Origin of the sequence: Malikia sp., from assembly GCF_028687635.1 — a bacterium.
Taxonomy (GTDB): Bacteria; Pseudomonadota; Gammaproteobacteria; order Burkholderiales; family Burkholderiaceae_C; genus Malikia.
This window is the reverse complement of the sequence record NZ_JAQTZS010000014.1, coordinates 39,268-57,850: the sequence shown is the minus strand read 5'-3', so window position 1 is coordinate 57,850 and position 18,583 is coordinate 39,268. Positions and strand designations below refer to the sequence as shown.

18 protein-coding genes are annotated in these 18,583 nt (G+C 67.9%); 5 read left to right on the top strand and 13 right to left on the bottom strand.

Features of this window, described 5'->3' with window-relative positions:
* Positions 1-17: 17 nt before the first annotated feature.
* The 5 genes from PHR85_RS10050 (at position 18) to PHR85_RS10030 (ending at position 6,548) form a co-directional block, all read left to right on the top strand.
* Positions 18-1,709: an FAD-dependent monooxygenase gene (locus tag PHR85_RS10050; protein ID WP_300053775.1), complete on the top strand. Its 1,692-nt coding sequence runs from the start codon at positions 18-20 to the stop codon at positions 1,707-1,709.
* 14 nt (positions 1,710-1,723) lie between these two features.
* Positions 1,724-1,915, top strand: coding sequence for a DUF2783 domain-containing protein (locus PHR85_RS10045; protein WP_300053772.1), 192 nt, complete (start codon positions 1,724-1,726; stop codon positions 1,913-1,915).
* 69 nt (positions 1,916-1,984) lie between these two features.
* On the top strand, positions 1,985-2,527 hold the full coding sequence (locus tag PHR85_RS10040) for a VOC family protein (protein WP_300053770.1): 543 nt from the start codon (positions 1,985-1,987) through the stop codon (positions 2,525-2,527).
* Between the two features lie 3 nt (positions 2,528-2,530).
* Positions 2,531-3,847 carry a fumarylacetoacetase gene (fahA, locus tag PHR85_RS10035; protein WP_300053768.1) on the top strand — a complete coding sequence of 439 codons (1,317 nt, stop codon included), beginning with the start codon at positions 2,531-2,533 and terminating at the stop codon, positions 3,845-3,847.
* A gap of 52 nt (positions 3,848-3,899) precedes the next feature.
* Positions 3,900-6,548, top strand: a complete 2,649-nt coding sequence (locus tag PHR85_RS10030) for a GNAT family N-acetyltransferase (protein ID WP_300053765.1) — start codon at positions 3,900-3,902, stop codon at positions 6,546-6,548.
* A 28-nt stretch (positions 6,549-6,576) separates the two neighbouring features.
* Here the strand turns inward: PHR85_RS10030 and PHR85_RS10025 are convergent, their stop codons facing one another.
* From PHR85_RS10025 to paaG, 13 genes are all read right to left on the bottom strand, one after another.
* Positions 6,577-7,359: an enoyl-CoA hydratase gene (locus tag PHR85_RS10025; protein ID WP_300053762.1), complete on the bottom strand. Its 783-nt coding sequence runs from the start codon at positions 7,357-7,359 to the stop codon at positions 6,577-6,579.
* A gap of 99 nt (positions 7,360-7,458) precedes the next feature.
* Positions 7,459-8,562 carry a 2Fe-2S iron-sulfur cluster-binding protein gene (locus tag PHR85_RS10020; protein ID WP_300053760.1) on the bottom strand — a complete coding sequence of 368 codons (1,104 nt, stop codon included), beginning with the start codon at positions 8,560-8,562 and terminating at the stop codon, positions 7,459-7,461.
* A 20-nt stretch (positions 8,563-8,582) separates the two neighbouring features.
* Positions 8,583-9,113 carry a 1,2-phenylacetyl-CoA epoxidase subunit PaaD gene (gene paaD / locus PHR85_RS10015; RefSeq protein ID WP_300053758.1) on the bottom strand — a complete coding sequence of 177 codons (531 nt, stop codon included), beginning with the start codon at positions 9,111-9,113 and terminating at the stop codon, positions 8,583-8,585.
* 4 nt (positions 9,114-9,117) lie between these two features.
* The gene (gene paaC / locus PHR85_RS10010; RefSeq protein WP_300053756.1) at positions 9,118-9,900 is read right to left on the bottom strand and encodes a 1,2-phenylacetyl-CoA epoxidase subunit PaaC; all 783 of its coding nucleotides are present in this window, start codon (positions 9,898-9,900) and stop codon (positions 9,118-9,120) included.
* A complete protein-coding gene (gene paaB, locus PHR85_RS10005) occupies positions 9,901-10,194 on the bottom strand; it encodes a 1,2-phenylacetyl-CoA epoxidase subunit PaaB (RefSeq protein ID WP_300053754.1) in 294 nt (97 codons plus the stop codon).
* A complete protein-coding gene (gene paaA / locus PHR85_RS10000) occupies positions 10,191-11,201 on the bottom strand; it encodes a 1,2-phenylacetyl-CoA epoxidase subunit PaaA (protein ID WP_300053752.1) in 1,011 nt (336 codons plus the stop codon). Before paaA ends, paaB begins: the two co-directional genes overlap by 4 nt.
* 43 nt (positions 11,202-11,244) lie before the next feature.
* Positions 11,245-12,027 carry an enoyl-CoA hydratase/isomerase family protein gene (locus PHR85_RS09995; RefSeq protein WP_300053750.1) on the bottom strand — a complete coding sequence of 261 codons (783 nt, stop codon included), beginning with the start codon at positions 12,025-12,027 and terminating at the stop codon, positions 11,245-11,247.
* Positions 12,028-12,037: 10 nt separating this feature from the next.
* Complete coding sequence (locus tag PHR85_RS09990) at positions 12,038-13,171, bottom strand: ABC transporter substrate-binding protein (protein WP_300053748.1); 1,134 nt, start codon at positions 13,169-13,171, stop codon at positions 12,038-12,040.
* A gap of 33 nt (positions 13,172-13,204) precedes the next feature.
* The gene (pcaF, locus tag PHR85_RS09985; protein ID WP_300053745.1) at positions 13,205-14,410 is read right to left on the bottom strand and encodes a 3-oxoadipyl-CoA thiolase; all 1,206 of its coding nucleotides are present in this window, start codon (positions 14,408-14,410) and stop codon (positions 13,205-13,207) included.
* A 10-nt stretch (positions 14,411-14,420) separates the two neighbouring features.
* Complete coding sequence (paaK, locus tag PHR85_RS09980) at positions 14,421-15,746, bottom strand: phenylacetate--CoA ligase PaaK (RefSeq protein ID WP_300053742.1); 1,326 nt, start codon at positions 15,744-15,746, stop codon at positions 14,421-14,423.
* 45 nt (positions 15,747-15,791) lie between these two features.
* Positions 15,792-16,256, bottom strand: coding sequence for a hydroxyphenylacetyl-CoA thioesterase PaaI (gene paaI / locus PHR85_RS09975; RefSeq protein WP_300053739.1), 465 nt, complete (start codon positions 16,254-16,256; stop codon positions 15,792-15,794).
* Positions 16,249-17,778 carry a 3-hydroxyacyl-CoA dehydrogenase PaaH gene (gene paaH / locus PHR85_RS09970; RefSeq protein ID WP_300053736.1) on the bottom strand — a complete coding sequence of 510 codons (1,530 nt, stop codon included), beginning with the start codon at positions 17,776-17,778 and terminating at the stop codon, positions 16,249-16,251. The genes paaI and paaH overlap by 8 nt, the downstream gene beginning before the upstream one ends.
* A gap of 2 nt (positions 17,779-17,780) precedes the next feature.
* The gene (gene paaG, locus PHR85_RS09965) at positions 17,781-18,581 is read right to left on the bottom strand and encodes a 2-(1,2-epoxy-1,2-dihydrophenyl)acetyl-CoA isomerase PaaG (RefSeq protein WP_300053734.1); all 801 of its coding nucleotides are present in this window, start codon (positions 18,579-18,581) and stop codon (positions 17,781-17,783) included.
* Between the last annotated feature and the right edge of the window lie 2 nt (positions 18,582-18,583).

Here is an 18,583-nt window from a genome sequence, read left to right as displayed (position 1 = left end):
CCGAGAGGAGCATCCCCATGCACCAGCCGACGACCGAACCGCGTCCGTCCATCTATTACCGCTACGAGGTGTTCCAGCCCTGGCTGGCGTCGCGGCATCCGGCCCAGCCGCGCCAGCAGGTCGTGATCGTGGGCTCCGGCCCGTCGGGCATGGTCACGGCGCTGGAGCTGGCGCGCCACGGCGTGGCCAGCGTGGTGCTGAGCGCCGAGCTGCAGTTCTCGCAAGGCAGCCGCGCGATCGTCTTCACGCGCCGCTCGATGGAGATCCTGCAGCAGGTTGGCGTGGCCGACCGCATGACCGAGGGCGGCCTGCCCTGGCGCTTCGGCAACTCCTTCTACGGCGGCCAGCGCTGTTTCCGCATGGAGGCACCGCACGACCCGGACGACCGCTTCGGTCCGCTGATCAACGTGCAGCAGCAGTACATGGAGGAATACCTGCATGACGCCTGCCAGGCGAATCCGCTGATCGACTTCCGCTGGGGCAACAAGGTGGTCCAGGTCGAGCAGCGGGACGGCTACGCGGTCGCGACCGTCGACACACCGGAAGGCGAATACCGGCTCGAAACCACCTGGCTGGTCGATGCCTCGGGCGGGCGCTCAAGCATCCGCGCCGCCATGAACCTGGAGATGGAAGGGGCGTCGTACGAAGGCTTCTTCGTGATCGCCGACATCAGGATCGACCTGCCGCTGCCGACCGAGCGCCTGGCCTATTTCGACCCCGAGTGGAACCCGGGCAACACCATCCTGATGCACCGCGAGCCCAACGGCATCTGGCGCGTCGACTACCAGCTGCCCGTTGGCGAGACGCCCGAGCAAGCGCTGCGCCCCGAATCGCTCAAGGCGCGCATCGACGCCCAGCTTGAGATGATCGGCTTTGGCGGCACGCCCTGGGAGATGGACTGGAGCTCGGTCTACTCGGCCCGCACCCTGACCCTGCCCGACTATGTGCATGGCAGCGTGATCTTCACCGGCGACGCCGCCCACCTGCTGCCGATCTTCGGCGTGCGCGGCGCCAACACCGCGTTCCAGGACGCGCAGTCGCTGGGCTGGCAACTGGCCCATGTGGTCAAGGGTCTGGGCGGCCAGCAGCTGCTGGCCAATTACAGCGCCGAGCGCGTCGGCGCGGCGCGCGAGATCATCGCCGAGGCCGGCAAGAGCACCCGCTTCATGACGCCGCCGGCTGGCGGCTTCCAGCTGCTGCGCGACGCGGTGCTGTCGCTGTCGCTGACGCAGGAATTCGTGCGCCCGCTCTACCACTGGCGCACCTCGCGGCCGCACGAGTACAGCCACTCGATGCTCAACAGCCGCGGCGACGACAACGGCCTGTTCAGCGCCGGCCCGGCGCACGGCGCGCCGCCGCAGAACGTGCGCCTGGCGGCCAACGACTTCCTGCTCGACCACCTGGGCGGCGGCTTTGACCTGCTCTATTTCACCGAAAGCGAGGCGATCCCCGCCGCGCTGCAGGCCGTGATCAACGCCGCCCGCGCCAAGGGCGTGGCGCTGCGCGTGACCGCCGTCGGCGCGGCCCGGCCGGTGGCCGGCGCCGACCAGACCTTCGCCGACGCCGATGGCCATTTGCGCGCCCGCTACGGCGTGCAGGCCAGCGGCGCGGCCTATCTGCTGCGCCCGGACCAGCATGTCTGCGCGCGCTGGCTCACGCTCGACGCGGTGCGCCTGCAAGCCGCGCTCAACGCCGCCCTGCCCCAGTAACCGGAGAACACCCCATGACCGCACCCAACGCCCTGACCATAGCCGGCCTGGAAACCGTCTACGACACCCTGGCCACCGCCATCGACCAGGCCGGCAAGGACAAGACCGAACTGTTCCTGGTCAAGCTCGCGCTGCTCAACGCCCATGCGCTGGGCGACGCCGAACTGTTCCAGCAACAGCTCAAGACCGCCTTGCTCGACCTGTGATTCCACTGGCCGGCTCCCGCCCCATGCGGTAAAACAGGTAGTCGGCCCTTATTTTCTGGAGAAGATCTGATGAAACTCGAACGCATCCACCATGTCGCCTATCGCTGCAAGGACGCCAAGGAAACCGTGGAGTGGTATGTCAAGCACCTGAACATGGGCTTCGTGCTGGCGATCGCCGAGGACCTGGTGCCCTCGACCAAGGCGCCCGACCCCTACATGCATGTCTTCCTCGACGCCGGTGGCGACAACGTGCTGGCCTTCTTCGAGCTGCCCACCTCGCCCGCGATGGGCCGCGACGAGAACACCCCGAACTGGGTCCAGCATATCGCCTTCAAGGTCGACAGCGTCCAGACCCTGATCGAGACCAAGGAGCGCCTGCAGGCCGCCGGCATCGAGGTCGTCGGCCCGACCGACCACACCATCTTCAAGTCGATCTACTTCTTCGACCCCAACGGCCACCGGCTGGAGCTCGCCGCCGATGTCGGCACCCCCGAGATGTACGCCAAGCTCGACGCGGTCAAGTGGGACATGCTCAACGAATGGGCCCAGACCAGGCAGGCACCCAAGCACGCCGCCTGGATGCACGACCAGGAATTCAAGGCGCTGGACTAAAAGATGAATCTAATCAACGAAACCCACGATCCGGCGCTGCACAGCTGGGTAGCCTCGGCCAACGCGGCCGGCTGTGACTTCCCCGTCCAGAACCTGCCCTTCGCGTCCTTCCGCCGCCAGGGTAGCAGCGAGCCCTTCCGTGGCGGCGTCGCGATCGGCGACCAGATCGTCGATCTGGCGGCAGTGGCGGCAGCGGGCCTGTTCACGGGCGAGGCCTCCGTGGCGGCCCAGGCCGGCGCCCAGCCCCAGCTCAACGCCCTGATGGCGCTGGGCCAGCCGGCCTGGAGCGCGCTGCGCCTGGCGCTGTCGCGCGCGCTGCGCGCCGGCGCGCCGGAGCAGGCCGCGCTGCGGGCCTGCCTGGTGCCGCAGGCCGAGGCCGAATACGGCCTGCCCGCCCGCATCGGCGACTACACCGACTTCTACACCTCGGTCCACCACGCGACCAATATCGGCAAGCTGTTCCGTCCGGACAACCCGCTGCTGCCCAACTACAAATGGGTGCCGATCGGCTACCACGGCCGTGCGTCGAGCATCGGTGTCTCGGGCCAGGCCTTCCGCCGTCCGCAGGGCCAGACTTTTGTACCCGGTGCGACCGAACCGTCGTTCGGCCCGAGCCAGAAGCTCGACATCGAGCTCGAACTCGGCATCTTCATCGGCAGTGGCAACGCACTCGGCGAGCCGGTGCCGATCACCGAGGCCGAGGAGCATGTGTTCGGCCTCTGCCTGCTCAACGACTGGTCGGCGCGCGACCTGCAGGCCTGGGAATACCAGCCGCTGGGTCCCTTCCTGTCGAAGAACTTCGCGACGACGATCTCGCCCTGGATCGTGACGCTGGAGGCGCTCGCGCCCTACCGCGTCGCGTTCTTGCGCCCCGAGTCCGACCCGCAACCGCTGCCCTACCTGGATTCAGCCGCCAACCGCCAGGCCGGCTCGCTCGACATCCAGCTGGAGGTGCTGCTGCAGACGCCGGCCATGCGCGCTCAGGGCCAGGGCGGCGCGCCGCTGGTGCGGACCAGCTACCGCCACGCCTACTGGACCGTGGCACAGATGGTGACGCATCACACCGTCAACGGCTGCAATCTGCAGCCCGGCGACCTGTTCGGCAGCGGCACCTTGTCGGGTCCGACACTGGACCAGGCCGGTGCGCTGATCGAGCTGACCAGCGGCGGCAAGAACCCGGTCACGCTGGCCAATGGCGAAGTCCGCAGCTGGCTGGAGGACGGCGACGCGGTCGTCATCCGCGGCTGGTGCGAGCAGCCGGGCGCGGCGCGCATCGGCTTTGGCGCTTGCGTCGGCACCGTGCTGCCGGCGCGCGGCTGAGCCGCAGCCTGCTGGTGGTATCGTGAAGGACTGAGCCCCAACACCTGCCACCATGTCGAATAACCACTACCTCAAGCCGCTGCTTGAACCGCAAAGCCTGGCCATCATCGGCGCATCCGACAAACCCGATGCGATCGGCCATGTGATCCTGCGCAACGTGATCGCTGGCGGCTACAAGGGCAAGGTCTGGGCTGTCAATCCCAGGTACAGCGAGGTGCTCGGCCAGCCCTGCGTCGCATCGGTCGAGCAGATCGGCGCGCGCGTCGATCTCGCCATCGTGACGACGCCGCCGCGAACGATGCCGCTGATCATCGAGCAGTGCGCGCAGGCCGGCATCCGGCATCTGGTCATAGTGACCAGCCCGGCGACCGTCGGCCAGACCTCGATCGACAAGCGCATCGCGGACGCTGGGCGGCACTGGGGCGTTCGGATCCTGGGTCCGAAGTCGCTCGGCATCGTGCGCCCCAGACTGGCGCTGAATGCGACCTTCACCGACACCTCACCGCTGTCGGGGGATCTCGGACTGGTCGCGCAGTCGGGCGCGATGTGCGCCTCGGTGCTCGACTGGGCCACGCTGAACCGCATCGGCGTCTCATCGGTCGTCTCGCTGGGCAACGCGCTCGACATCGATTTCGGCGAGATCCTGGACTTCATGGTCCACGACGACCGCACGCGCTACATCCTGCTGCATGTCGAGCGGGTGCGCGACGCGCGCCGCTTCGTCAGCGCGCTGCGCTCTGCCGCGCGCAGCAAGCCGGTGATCCTGTTCAAATCGGGCGAACTCGACGCCCCAGCGGCCGACGCGACTTCGGACGCCGTGTTCGACGCCGCCGTGCGCCGCGCCGGCGTGGTTCGCGTGCGCGGGATCAACCAGCTGTTTCACGCGGCCAAGGCGCTGGCCACCGGGTTTCGGCCGCGCGGTGGGCGGCTGGCGGTAGTCAGCAACGGCACCGGGCCGGCGGCGATGGCCGTGGACAAGGCACGCGCGCTCGGCGTGCCCTTCGCTGCGCTGTCGGATGCGACCGTCGCTGCGCTGAAGGCCTTCTTGCCGCGCGACTGGGGCGGCGCCAACCCGATCGATCTCGGCGGAGATGCGACACCAGAGCGCTACCTGCAGGCGATCGCCGCACTGCGCAGCGACGAATCGGTCGGCGCGGTGCTGGTCGTGCTCTCGCCGCTGGCGATGGTGCAGCCCGAACGCGTCGCAGCAGGCATAGCCGAGCTGGCCGGCACCACGCGGGTGCCGATCTGCTGCTGCTTCATGGGCGGCGCGCAGGTCACCGCAGCGCGCCAGCGGCTGGAGGAAGCTGGCGTGCCGGTGTTCGGCACGCCCGAGACCGCGGTCGAGCTGTTCAGCGACATCTCGGGCTACTACGACAACCAGAACCTGCTGCTGCAGGCACCGAGCCCGGACCAGGACTACGAGCGCGCCGGCAGCGGCAACGCGCGCGTGCTGGCCGACCAGCTGCTGGCCGAGCAGCGGCGCGTGCCTTCGGCGCTGGAGACGCGCGCGCTGCTGCGCAGCTTTGGCATCGAGGTGCCGCCGGTGGCGATCGCGCGCTCGGCGAGCGAGGCGATCTTCATGGCCGAGCAACTCGGGCTGCCGGTCGACATCCGGCTCGAAGGTCAGGACCTGGCCGCCGACGCGGCGCTGGCGCGCGTCAACCTGAGCAGCCTGGAATCGGTGCGGCTGGCCTATCAGGACATCGTCGAGGCCGCGCGCGCCTCTCAGCCCAGCGGCCATGTCGGTGGCGTCGCGCTCGAGCGCCACCGCGAGCAGCCGCGCGCGCGCAAGCTCAGCGTCGGCGTGCTGCGCGATGCGGTGTTCGGTCCGGTGATCGCCTTTGGCGCCGGCGGCGACCCGATGGACGTGTTCCAGGACCGCGCATTCGCACTGCCGCCGCTCAACCGCTTCCTGGCGCAGCGGCTGATCGAGTCGACGCGCGTCGCGCGCACGCTGGACGCGTTCCGCCAGCTGCCGCCGGTGGACCGACAGGCGATCGAGAACACGCTGCTCGCGGTCTCGAACCTGGCCTGCGAGCTGCCCTGGCTGCGCGAGCTGTCGATCGACCTGCTGGCGGACGAGGACGGGGCGACCGCGGTGGGCGCGCGCATCACGATGGACCCGGCGCTCGGCGCGGGCAAGGCGCGCTATGCGCACCTGGCCATCCACCCCTACCCGTCGCACCTGACGCAGGAATGGCCGATGCGCGAGGGCCGCCGGGTCACGGTGCGCGCGGTGCAGCCGGAGGACGCGGCGCTGATGCTGGACTTCTTCCAGCGCATGTCGCCCGAGGCGCGCTACTACCGCTTCATGGAGCGGATCGAGGAAATGCCGCCAGGACTGGTCGCGCGCTTCACCCAGGTCGACTACGACCGCGAGATGGCGCTGGTCGCGCTGACCGACGAGGACGGTGTGACGCAGCAGATCGGCGCGGCGCGCTATACGCTGACCGCCGATGGCGAATCGGTCGAGTTCGCGCTGGTGATCGACGACCGCTGGCAACGCAGCGGGCTGGGCCGGCGGCTGATGGGCGCGCTGATGGACTGCGCGCGCGACAAATCGTACCGCTACATGGTCGGCGACGTGCTGGCGGACAACGAGAAGATGCTGCGCCTGATGACCAGCCTGGGCTTCTCGGTGCTGCCGCATCCGGACGGGCCGGACTTGAAGCGGGTGCTCAAGCCGCTGCAGGAATGAGCACGCGCGCCGGTGCGGCAGCGCCGGATCAGCGATGCTTGAATTCGGGCTTGCGCTTCTCGACAAAGGCGGTCATGCCCTCCTTCTGGTCGGCGGTGGCGAACAGCGCATGGAACATGCGGCGCTCGAACATCGCGCCATCGGTCAGCGAACCCTCGAAGGCGCGGTTGACCGCCTCCTTGGCCACCATCACGCTCGGCAGCGAGTAGTTGCAGATCATCAGCGCCGCGCCCAGCGCCTCGTCCATCAGCTTGTCCAGCGGCACCACGCGGCTGACCAGCCCGGCGCGCTCGGCCTCCTGCGCGTCCATCATGCGCCCGGTCAACACCAGGTCCATCGCCTTGGACTTGCCGACCGCGCGCGGCAGCCGCTGGGTGCCACCGGCGCCAGGAATCACCGCCAGCTTGATCTCGGGCTGGCCGAACTTCGCGTTGTCCGCCGCGATGATGAAGTCGCACAGCATGGCCAGCTCGCAGCCCCCACCGAGCGCGAAGCCGCTGACGGCGGCGATGACGGGCTTCCTGATCGAGCGGATCAGATCCCAGTTGTGCGTGATGTACTCGCTCTTGTAGACATCGGAAAAGCTGTAGCTGGCCATGGCGCCGATGTCGGCACCAGCGGCGAACGCCTTTTCGCTGCCGGTGACGATCATGCAGCCGATGCCGTCGTCGGCGTCGAAGACCTTGAGCGCGGCGACGAGCTCGTCGATCAGCTGGTCGTTGAGCGCATTGAGCTGCTTGGGCCGATTGAGCGTGACGATGCCGACGCGGCCTTCGGTGCGGATCTGGATGAATTCGGGAGTCGACATCATGGATATTCCTGAAGAAAAAAAGCCGCCTCACTATAACCAGACTTGCGGTCCGGCCCAGTGGCGGCGGCAGCTTACAGCGGGCGACTTACGCCCGGCTGATCAGCGGTGGTCGAAGCTCAGCACCAACTTCATCGTGTCGGCGGCGGCGCGGGCCTGGCAGCTCAGCACATAGCCTTGCGCGACCTCGTCGGCCTCCAGCGTGTAGTTCTTGTCCATGGTGGCGCTGCCCTCGACCACCTTGCAGCGGCAGGTGCAGCAGACACCGGCCTTGCAGGAGAACGGCAGGTCCAGGCCGGCGTTGAGCGCGGCATCGAGCAGGTGCTCGTCACGGCTGACCGGAATCTCGAATTCCTTGCCATCGACCACCACGGTCATCTGCACCTCCTTGGCAGCAGCCGACTTGGCGCTGGCGGCGTCGGTATCGGCCTGCACCTTGGCGGCCTGCGCCGCCGAGCTGGCGAAGCGCTCGCTGTAGACACGGCTCTCGGGCACGCCGGCTTCGATCAGCGTCTGCTCGATGACTTCGATCATGGCTTCGGGGCCGCAGATGAAGACCTCGTCCATGCTCTTGGCCGGCAGCAGCGAGTCGATGATGGCACGCACCTTGGCGCCGTCGATGCGGCCTTGCAGCAGGTCGACCTCCTGCGCCTGGCGCGACAGGATGTGGATCATGGTGAAGCGGCCGGCAAAGCGGTCCTTCAGGTCCTGCAGCGCCTCGTTGAACATCACGCTGGACATGCGGCGGTTGCCGTAGACCAGGGTGAACTTGGACTCGGGCTGCTCCTCGAGCGTGGTCGCGGCGATCGACAGGATCGGCGTGATGCCGGAGCCGGCGGCGAAGCCGACGCGGTGGATCGCGCGTGCCTTCTTGACCGTGAAGCGGCCCTCGGGCGGCAGCACGCTGATGCGGTCACCGGCCTTGAGGGCGGTGGCGGCCCAGTTGGAAAACAGGCCGCCCTCGACAGGGCGGATGCCGACTTCGAGTTCGCCGCTCTGGTGCAGGCGGCTGCGCGGACTGCTGATCGAGTAGTTGCGGCGCAGGTCCTGGCCATTGACTTCGGCGCGCAGGGTCAGGAACTGGCCGGGCTCGAAGTGGAAGTCCTCACGTGCATCAGCGGGAATGTCGAAGGTGATGGCCACCGAGCCAGCCGCTTCCGGGCTGACTTGCTTGACCTTGAGCTCTTGAAAACGGGGGGCAGACATGCGGGTGTCTCCGGTAAAACTTAATACGGCTTGAAGTAGTCGAACGGCTCTTGGCAGTCCAGACATTTGTAGAGTGCCTTGCAGGCTGTGGAGCCGAAATGCGACGACTCCACCGTATGGCTGGAGCCGCAGTGCGGACAAGGCACAACCTCGGGCCGGGCGGCCTGGCGCACGAAGCGCAGCGGACTCTCGCCGGTCGGCGGGTGGCTGGCGCAGCGGTTCTGCGGCGGCGCGATGCCGTAGGCGCGCAGCTTTTCCTGGGCCTCGTCGGTCATCCAGTCGGTGGTCCAGGCCGGGGCGAGCTGGGTGATGACACGGCCCTGCAGGCCGGCGGCCTGCAGGGTGGCGCGCACGTCGTCCTCGATCTGCCCCATGGCGGGACAGCCACTGTAGGTGGGTGTGATCACCACCTCCAGGCCGTCGGCACCCAGGCGCACATCGCGCAGGATGCCGAGTTCGCGCAGCGACACGACCGGGATCTCGGGATCGGTCAGCACATCGAGTGCGATCCAGGCCGCTTGCACGGCATCGGTAGGGACGACGGCGCTCATGGGCTTACCAGGTGGCGGTGGGATGGGAGCGGGCCAGGCCCTGCATCTCGGACAGCAGGAAGCCGAGGTGCTCGGAATGCAGGCCGTTCTTGCCCTGGGTCACATAGCCCTCGCCCTTCGGGCGCTGCAGGGTGGCCTCAAGCAGCGCGTCGTCGACCAGCTGGTCCCAATCGGACTTGAGCGCGGCGACATCGACACCGACGCCAGCGGCCACGGCAGCCGCTTCCATGCTGCTGCCAGTCCAGAATTCCTGGGTGTAAGGCATCAGGTGGTCGAGCGCGGCCTGCACGCGGACATGCGATTCATCGGTGCCGTCGCCCAGGCGCACCAGCCAGTCGCGCGAGTGGCGCAGGTGGTAGCGCACTTCCTTCAGCGACTTGGCGGCGATCGCGGCCAGCTGCTCGTCCTTGGACTGCTGCAGCTGCTCCCACACCAGCACCATCAGCGCGCTGTAGAGGAAGTTGCGCGCGATGGTGGTGCCGTAGTCCAGGTCGGACTTGGCGTAGCCGACCAGCGCGCCGTGGTGCGGCAATTCCAGCAGGGTGTAGTTGCGGAAATCCGGCACGTCGCGGAAATAGGCCAGCCGGTCCTCGGTGGCGTCGCCGCCGAGCTCGGTCGCCGCCTGCTGGTACAGCATGCGGGCCTGGCCGATCAGGTCCAGGCTGACGTTGGCCAGCGCGATGTCTTCCTCGATCACGGGGCCATGGCCACACCATTCGGCGTTGCGCTGGCCCAGCACCACGGCATTGTCAGCCAGGTGCAGCAGGTAGTTGGCGATCGCGCTCATTTACATGTGCCCCACTTCTTCCGGGATTTCGTAGAAGGTCGGATGGCGGTAGATCTTGTCGGCCGCCGGGTCGAACAGTTCGCCCTTGTCGTCCGGGTTGCTGGCGGTGATCTGCGCCGACGGCAGCACCCAGATGCTCACGCCTTCCTGGCGACGGGTATAGACGTCGCGCGCCATCTCGAGCGCATGCTGCGCGTCGGACGCGTGCAGGCTGCCACAATGCTTATGCTCCAGGCCCTGCTTGCTGCGGACGAAAACTTCCCACAGGGGCCATTCCTTCAATGCTGCGTTCATGCTGCCTCCTTCATTGCACGTTGTTGCTGTTTGCGGGCGTGGGCCAGCGCGGCGTCGCGCACCCACTGGCCATCGTTGTGCGCTTTCACGCGGGTGGACAGACGCTCCTTGTTGCAAGGGCCGTTGCCGTTGACGGTCTGCCAGAACTCGTCCCAGTCGATCTGACCATGGTCGTGATGGCCGCGCGCCTCGTTCCACTTCAGGTCCGGGTCGGGCAGGGTCACACCCAGCACCTTCGCCTGCGGCACGGTCGCGTCGATGAACTTCTGGCGCAGGTCGTCGTTGCTGATGCGCTTGATGCCCCAGCGCATGCCTTGCGCACTGTGCGGGCTGTCGGCGTCGGGCGGACCGAACATGGCCAGGCATTTCCACCAGTAGCGGTTGACGGCGTCCTGCACCATGGCACGCTGCTCCTCGGTGCCCTTCATCATCACCAGCAGCGCTTCGTAGCCCTGGCGCTGGTGGAAGGACTCTTCCTTGCAGACTCGCACCATGGCGCGGGCATAGGGGCCGTAGGAGCAGCGGCACAGCGGCACCTGGTTCATGATGGCGGCGCCATCGACCAGCCAGCCGATCACGCCGACATCGGCCCAGTTCAGGGTCGGGTAGTTGAAGATCGAGCTGTACTTGGCCTTGCCGCTGTGCAGGCCTTCGAGCATCTGGTCACGGCTGGTGCCCAGCGTTTCGGCGGCGCTGTAGAGGTACAGGCCATGGCCGCCTTCGTCCTGCACCTTGGCGATCAGGATCGCCTTGCGCTTGAGGCTGGGGGCACGGCTGATCCAGTTGCCCTCGGGCAGCATGCCGACGATCTCGCTGTGCGCGTGCTGGCTGATCTGGCGCACCAGGGTCTTGCGGTACGCCTCGGGCATCCAGTCCTGCGGCTCGATGCGGCCATCGGCGTCGATGCGGGCATCGAACCTGGCCATCAGCTCGGCCGGCTCGGTCGAAGCCACCGGCTTGAGCGGCTTGCCCGGCTCGTCCGATACGCTGAAGGATTGCGTGTACATGGGGATTACTCCTTGGGGTTGAAGCGGTTGCGTGCCAGGCCGGTCAGAGCAGCCAGCTCGGGGTTCGCTTGTCGAGAAAAGCGGCGATGCCATCGCGGGCTTCGTCAGTCGCCCGCCGGCGGGCGATACGCTGAGCGGTTTCCTCGCTCACGTCGTCATCGATCGGGCGACCGTGGATCGCCGCGATCAGATCCTTGGCGGCCTGCTGCGCCTGCGGCGCGCCGGCGATCAGCGGCTCGATCATGCGGTCCAGCGTCGCGTCGAGCTCGTCGCGCTCGCAGACCTCGTTGACCAGGCCGATCTCGTAGGCGCGCTGGGCGCTGAAGCGCTCGCCGCTCTGGAAGTAGCGCAGCGCCTGACGCGGGCCGATGGCACGCAGCACATAGGGGCTGATGACCGCAGGGATGATGCCGAACTTGACCTCGGAGGTCGCGAACGAGGCATCACGGCTGGCCACGGCCATGTCGCAGGCTGCCGCCAGCCCGGTGCCACCGCCCAGCGCCGCACCCTGGATGCGCGCGATGGTGGGCTTGGACATGGCGGACAGGGCGCGCAGCATGCCGGCGAAGCGGCGCGCATCGGTGCGGTTCTCTTGCTCGCTGAAGGCGGAGGCGCGCTTCATCCAGTTGAGGTCGGCACCGGCCGAGAAATGCTTGCCGCGACCGCCCAGCACGACCACCCGCACCGAGGCATCGGCGTCGAGCTCGGCGCAGGCCGCGCCCAGCTCGGCGATCAGCTGTTCGTCAAAGGCATTGAACACCTCGGGGCGGTCCATCCAGATGGTGGCGACGCGGCCTCGGCGCTCGATACTCAGGGTCTGGTACATGATGATGTGCTCAGGGCAGCAGGGACCACTGGCCGCCCTTGACTTCGAGCATGCGGAAGGCCGACAGGCTCAGGCCCATGTGGTCGGTGGCGGACAGGTTGAAGCTGCCGCTGGTGGCCACATAGCCCTTGGTCGCCTCAAGGGCATCGCGCACCTTGGCCTTGTCGGTGCTGTTGGCGCGCTTCATCGCATCCACCGTCAGCATCAGCGCGTCATAGGCGTAGCCGCCGAAGGTGGAGGCTTCTGCCTTGTAGCGCAGCTTGTAGGCCTTGTCATAGGCCTGCACGACGGCCTTCTGCGGGTCGTTGGCTGGCAGCTGATCCGGCACCAGCTGGGCTGGCGAAGGCAGGCGCACGCCGTCGGCGGCGGGGCCGGCGAGCTTGAGGAACTCGTCCGATGCCACGCCATGCGATTGGTAGAGCGGCAGGTTGATGCCCAGCTGCCTGTAGTTCTTGGTCACGATCGCCGGACCCTGACCCAGACCGAACACGAACACGGCCTGCACGCCGGCGCTGTTCTTGATCTTGGTCAGCTGCGGGCTCATGTCGGTGTCCTTGGGACCGTAGGTCTCGCTGGCCACCAGCGTGATGCCGTACTTGGCAGCGACCGCTTCGGTTTCCTTCTTGCCCGACTGGCCAAAGCCCGAGGTCTCGGACAGCAGCGCCACCTTGGTCAGGCCGCGCTTCTTCATGTCCTCGAACACCTTCTCGGCGGCCATGCGGTCGGTATGCGGAGTCTTGAACACCCATTTCTTGACCGGCTCGATCACCACCACGGCACCGGCGAGCGAAATGAACGGCACTTCGGCCTTGGTGACCAGCGGCACCATGGACATGGTGGCACCGGTGGTGGTGCCGCCGATCACGACGTCCACCTTGTCGTCGTCGAGCAGGCGCTTGGTGAAGCCGTTGGCCTTGTTGGCATCGCTGCCATCGTCGTAATGCACCAGTTCGAGCTGACGACCGAGCACGCCGCCCTTCTTGTTCAGGTCCTCGACGTACATCTGCAGCGTCTTGAGCTCGGGGTCGCCCAGGAAGGCGGCCGGCCCGGTCACCGACAGCACCGAGCCGATCTTGATCGGATCGGCCGCGAAGGCGGCGATCGCACCCAGCGTCAGCGCTGCGCCCAGGGCAATTTTCTTCATGGCGAATTTCATGGTTTTGTCTCCGTTGTCAACTCAAACACGCTCGATGACCAGCGCGATGCCCTGCCCCACGCCGATGCACATGGTGCACAGCGCGTAGCGGCCGTTGCGGCGGCGCAGTTCGTAGGCCGCGGTAGTGACCAGGCGCGCGCCGCTCATGCCCAGCGGATGGCCCATCGCGATGGCGCCACCGTTGGGGTTGACGCGCGCTTCGTCGTCGGCCAGGCCGAGATCGCGCGTCACGGCCAGCGCCTGCGCCGCGAAGGCTTCGTTGAGCTCGATCACATCCATCTGGTCCAGCGTCAGGCCGGTCTTGGCCAACACCTTGCGCACGGCCGGTGCCGGGCCGAAGCCCATGATGCGCGGCGCCAGGCCAGCGCTGGCCATGCCGACCACGCGCACCAGCGGCTGCAAGCCATGGCGGCTGACGGCGGACTCGGACGCCAGCAGCAGCGCGCAGGCGCCGTCGTTGACACCCGAGGCGTTGCCAGCGGTCACGCTGAGCTCGGGACCGTTGACGCCCTTGAGCCTGGCCAGCATCTCCAGCGTCGTCTCGGGACGCGGATGCTCGTCGGTGTCGAACCGCAGCGCTTCGCCCTTCTTGCGCGGGATCATCACGCTGACGAGTTCGTCGGCAAAGCGACCGGCGGCGTGGGCCGCGGCCCAGCGCTGCTGCGAGCGCACGGCAAAGGCGTCCTGGTCGGCGCGGCCGATGCCGAAATCGGCCGCCACGTTGTCGGCCGTCTGCGGCATCGAATGCGTCTCGTAGCGCTGCTTCATCAGCGGATTGATGAAGCGCCAGCCGATCGTGGTGTCGTAGACCGCGTTGCTGCGGCTGAAGGCGGACTCCGCCTTGGGCATCACGAAGGGCGCACGACTCATGCTTTCCACGCCGCCGGCGATCATCAGGTCGGCATCGCCGGCCTTGATCGAACGCGCCGCCAGGCCGACGGCATCCATGCCGGAGCCGCAGAGGCGGTTGACCGTGGTGCCGGGCACCTCGACTGGCAGGCCGGCCAGCAGGCCGGACATGCGCGCCACGTTGCGGTTGTCCTCGCCGGCCTGGTTGGCGCAGCCGTAGATGATGTCCTCGACCGCCGCCCAGTCGAGCTGCGGGTTGCGCTCCATCAGCGCCTTGAGCGGAACAGCACCGAGGTCGTCGGCGCGCACCGCCGCCAGCGTGCCGCCGTAGCGGCCGATCGGGGTGCGGATCGCATCACAAATGAAAGCCTGTGTCATGGCCTGTTCCTCAGAGTTGCTTCGGACGCTGATCGAACACGCGCTTGGCCTTGCCGGTCAGTGTGCGCGGCAGCGCATCGGCATCCAGCACGCTGACCTGGGTCGAGATGCCGACGATGGTCTTGATGTGATGCTGCAGCTCCTTGGCGATCTGCTGGGTCTCGCTCGCGCCGAGCTTGCCCGACAGCGAACGCTGCAGTTCGCACCGGATCTCGACCTGGTCGAGATGGCCGTCACGCGCCAGGTGAATCTGGTAGTTGCCAGACAGGCGCTGGTCGCGCAGGATCTGCTCCTCGACCTGGGTCGGGAAGACGTTGACGCCGCGCACGATCAGCATGTCGTCCGAGCGGCCGGTGATCTTGCCGATGCGGCGGAAGGAACGCGCAGTCGGCGCCAGCAGGCGGGTCAGGTCGCGAGTGCGGTAGCGGATGACCGGGAAGGCCTCCTTGGTGAGCGAGGTGAAGACCAGCTCGCCTTCCTCGCCATCGGGCAGCACCTCGCCGGTCTCGGGGTCGATGATCTCGGGGTAGAAATGGTCCTCCCAGATCACCGGGCCGTCCTTGGTCTCGATGCACTCGCAGGCGACGCCCGGGCCCATGACCTCGGTCAGGCCGTAGATGTCGATCGCGTCGATGCCGAGCTTCTTCTCGATCTCGGCACGCATGCCCTCGCCCCAGGGTTCGGCACCGAAGACACCGATCTTGAGCGAGATGTCCTCGGGCGCGATGCCCTGGCGCTCGAATTCCTCGGCGATCACCAGCGAGTAGGACGGCGTGACCATGATGCCTTCGGGCTTGAAGTCCATGATCTGCTGGACCTGCTTCTCGGTCTGGCCGCCGGACATCGGGACCACGGTGCAGCCCAGGCGCTCGATGCCGTAATGGGCGCCGAGGCCGCCGGTGAACATGCCGTAGCCATAGGAGTTCTGCACCATGTCACCGGCGCGCAGACCAGCGGCGCGCAGCGAACGCGCGATCAGGTCGGCCCAGTTGTCGATGTCCTGCTTGGTGTAGCCGACCACGACCGACTTGCCGGTGGTGCCACTCGACGCATGCAGGCGAGCGACCTTGTGGCGCGGCACGGCGAACAGGCCGAAGGGGTAATGGTCGCGCAGGTCCAGCTTCGTCATGAAGGGGAACTTGGACAGGTCGGACAGCGTCTTGAGGTCGTCCGGGTGCATGCCCTTGGCCACGCATTTCTCGCGGTAGGGAGCCACGTTGTCGTAGGTATGGCGCACCGACCACTTCAGGCGCTCGAGCTGCAGCGCGGAAATCTCGTCGCGGCTGGCGGTTTCGATCGCATCGAGTTCGCCGGGCAGGGGTTTCTTGACGGTCATATGTTTCCTCTGTCGATTCTTGTGGTGGTTGTTGCGGGACGGGGCTTACTGCGCGTCGGCAAAGCTGGCCGTCACCTCGCCCTTGATGCGGTAGCTCTTGCCGCGGAACAGCGCGACGGTCTTGCCGCCGACGACGCTGACCGCGACGTCGTAGACGCCGGTGCGGCCCGCTGCCGAGCGCTCGATGGCCTGCGCCTCCAGCAGATCGCCCTCGCGGCCAGGAGCCAGGAAGTCGATATGACAGGCCGACGCCACGGTGTTGAGGTTGTAGCTGTTGCAGGCGTAGGCAAACGCGGTGTCGGCCAGCGTGAAGATCAGTCCGCCGTGGCAGATATGGTGGCCGTTGACCATGTCGGGGCGCACGCGCATGCGCAGCGTCGCGCGGCCGGGCGCGACCTCGACGCGCTCCATGCCCAGCGCCCGGGCCGCGGAGTCGCGCGACCACATGGCATCGGCGGCGGCATCGGCCAGCGCCTGGGCCTGCTCGGGGGCAAGGAGGGCTTCAGTCATGGATTCTTCTTCCGGCATAAACGGCCTGCTGGATCAGCGGCGAGACGCGGTAGCGGTCCTCGCCGTAGAAGGCGGCGAGGTTGGCGAGCACGATACGGATCTGCCCGACGCCGACCGCATCGGCCCAGGCCAGCGGCCCGCGCGGGTAGTTCACGCCCAGGCGCATCGCGGCATCGGCGGCGGCGGCGTCGCAGACGCCCTGGTTGACCGCATCGGCCGCCTCGTTGGCCAGCATCGCGACCGTGCGCATCACCGGCAGCCCCGGCACATCGCGCAGCAGCGAGACCGCGAAGCCGGCCGCCTGCAGCAGGCCGACGGCAGCTGCCTGCACTTCGGTGCCGGACTGGCGGGCACAGGCCAGGGCCAGGCGGGTGGCCTTGACATGGTCCAGCGCCAGATCGACCAGCACCAGGTTGGCGATGCCGCTCTCGCTGGCGCGCTGGGTGGCGCTGCGGCCGTCGGTCTGAAACAGCACGGCGGCGCCGGCCTCGGCGATGCGGCCGTCGGCCGAGTCGCGGCGAGCGAACGCCACGCCAGCGGCCTGCAGCCGCGCGGCCAGGGCCTGCGCCAGCGGGCTGTCACCACAGACGGCAATACCGGCCGGCAGGCCAGCTGCAGCGGCGGTCTGAGGCTGCGGGCGCTCGGCGCCTTCGCGGTAGTCGTAGAAGCCACGCCCGCTCTTGCGGCCGATGAAGCCGGCATCGACCAGCTCCTGCTGGATCAGCGAAGGCAGGAAGCGCGGATCGTTGTAGAAGGCGTTCCAGACCGATTTCGTCACGGCGAAGTTGACGTCATGGCCGATCATGTCCATCAGCTCGAACGGACCCATGCGGAAACCGCCGGCCTCGCGCATCACGGCGTCGATGGTGGCGCAGTCGGCCGCGCCCTCGTGCAGCAGGCGCAGGCCCTCGGCATAGTAGGGACGCGCGACACGGTTGACGATGAAGCCGGGCGTCGACTTGGCGCGCACCGGGGTCTTGCCCCAGGCGGCTGCGGTGTCGAACAGGACGGCGGCCAGATCCCGGTCGGTGGCCAGGCCCGAGACGATCTCGACCAGCGCCATCAGTGGCGCCGGGTTGAAGAAATGCATGCCGACCAGGCGCCCAGGTGCCTGCAGGCCAGCCGCGATCGAAGTGACCGAGATCGACGAGGTATTGGTCGCCAGGATGCAGTCGGCGCCGCAGATGGCTTCGAGCTCGCGGAACAGGCTGCGCTTGACTTCGAGGTGCTCGACGATGGCCTCGACCACCAGGCCACAGCCGGCCAGTTCGGCGCTCGAAGCGGCCGCGGACAGGCGCTCGCCAGCGGCCTGAGCCGCTTCGGCCGTCAGCTTGCCCTTGTCGGCCAGCTTGGCCAGCTGGGCACGGATGCCGACAATGGCCTGTTCGGCGGCGCCGGGGCGGTTGTCGAGCAGCCGGACCGGATGACCGGCAACGGCGGCAACCTGCGCGATGCCGGCGCCCATGGCGCCAGCGCCGACCACGGCCACCGGGGTGGAGAGGGACAATGCCTTGCTGCTCATGCTCAGGCTCCCGTGAAGCGCGGCGCGCGCTTGGCCAGGAAGGCACTCACGCCCTCGACATAGTCGGCGCTGCGGCCGAGCTCGCGCATGAAGCCGCCCTCCATCGAGAGCTGCTGCTCCAGCGTATGGGTCGGCGCCGCGTGCATGAGCTGACGTGTGCGCACCAGGGCCTTGGTCGGCATGGCGGCCAGCCTGGCGGCCAGCGCATCGACCTCGACGGCAAAGGCGGCGTCATCGTGCACGGCCCAGATCAGGCCCCAGGCGGCGGCCTGCTCGGCCGACAGCTTGTCGGCCAGCAAGGCCAGGCCCATGGCGCGCGCCATGCCGACGCGCTGCGGCAGCAGCCAGGTGCTGCCGGTGTCCGGGATGAGGCCGATCCTGCTGAAGGCCTGCAGGAAGGACGCCGATTTCGCTGCCACCACCAGGTCGCAGGCCAGCGCGACGCTGGCACCGGCGCCAGCAGCGATGCCGTTGACCGCCGCGACGGTCGGCACCCGCAGATTGGCCAGGCGCTGGACCAAGGGCTTGTAATGCTGCTCGACCAGGTCACCGAGGTCGGGCGGCATCTCGCCGGGCGTGAAGCGCACGCCGTCATCGGCCAGGTCCTGGCCGGCGCAGAAACCACGGCCGGCGCCGGTCAGCACCAGCACGCGTACCGCCGGATTGACCTGGATGGCGTCGAGTGCATCGCGCAGCTCGGCATGCATCGCGGCCGTGAAGCTGTTCATCTTGTCGGGACGATTCAGCGTGATCCGCGCCACGCCGGCGTCATTCAAGTCGAACAGGATGTGCTGGTAGCTCATGG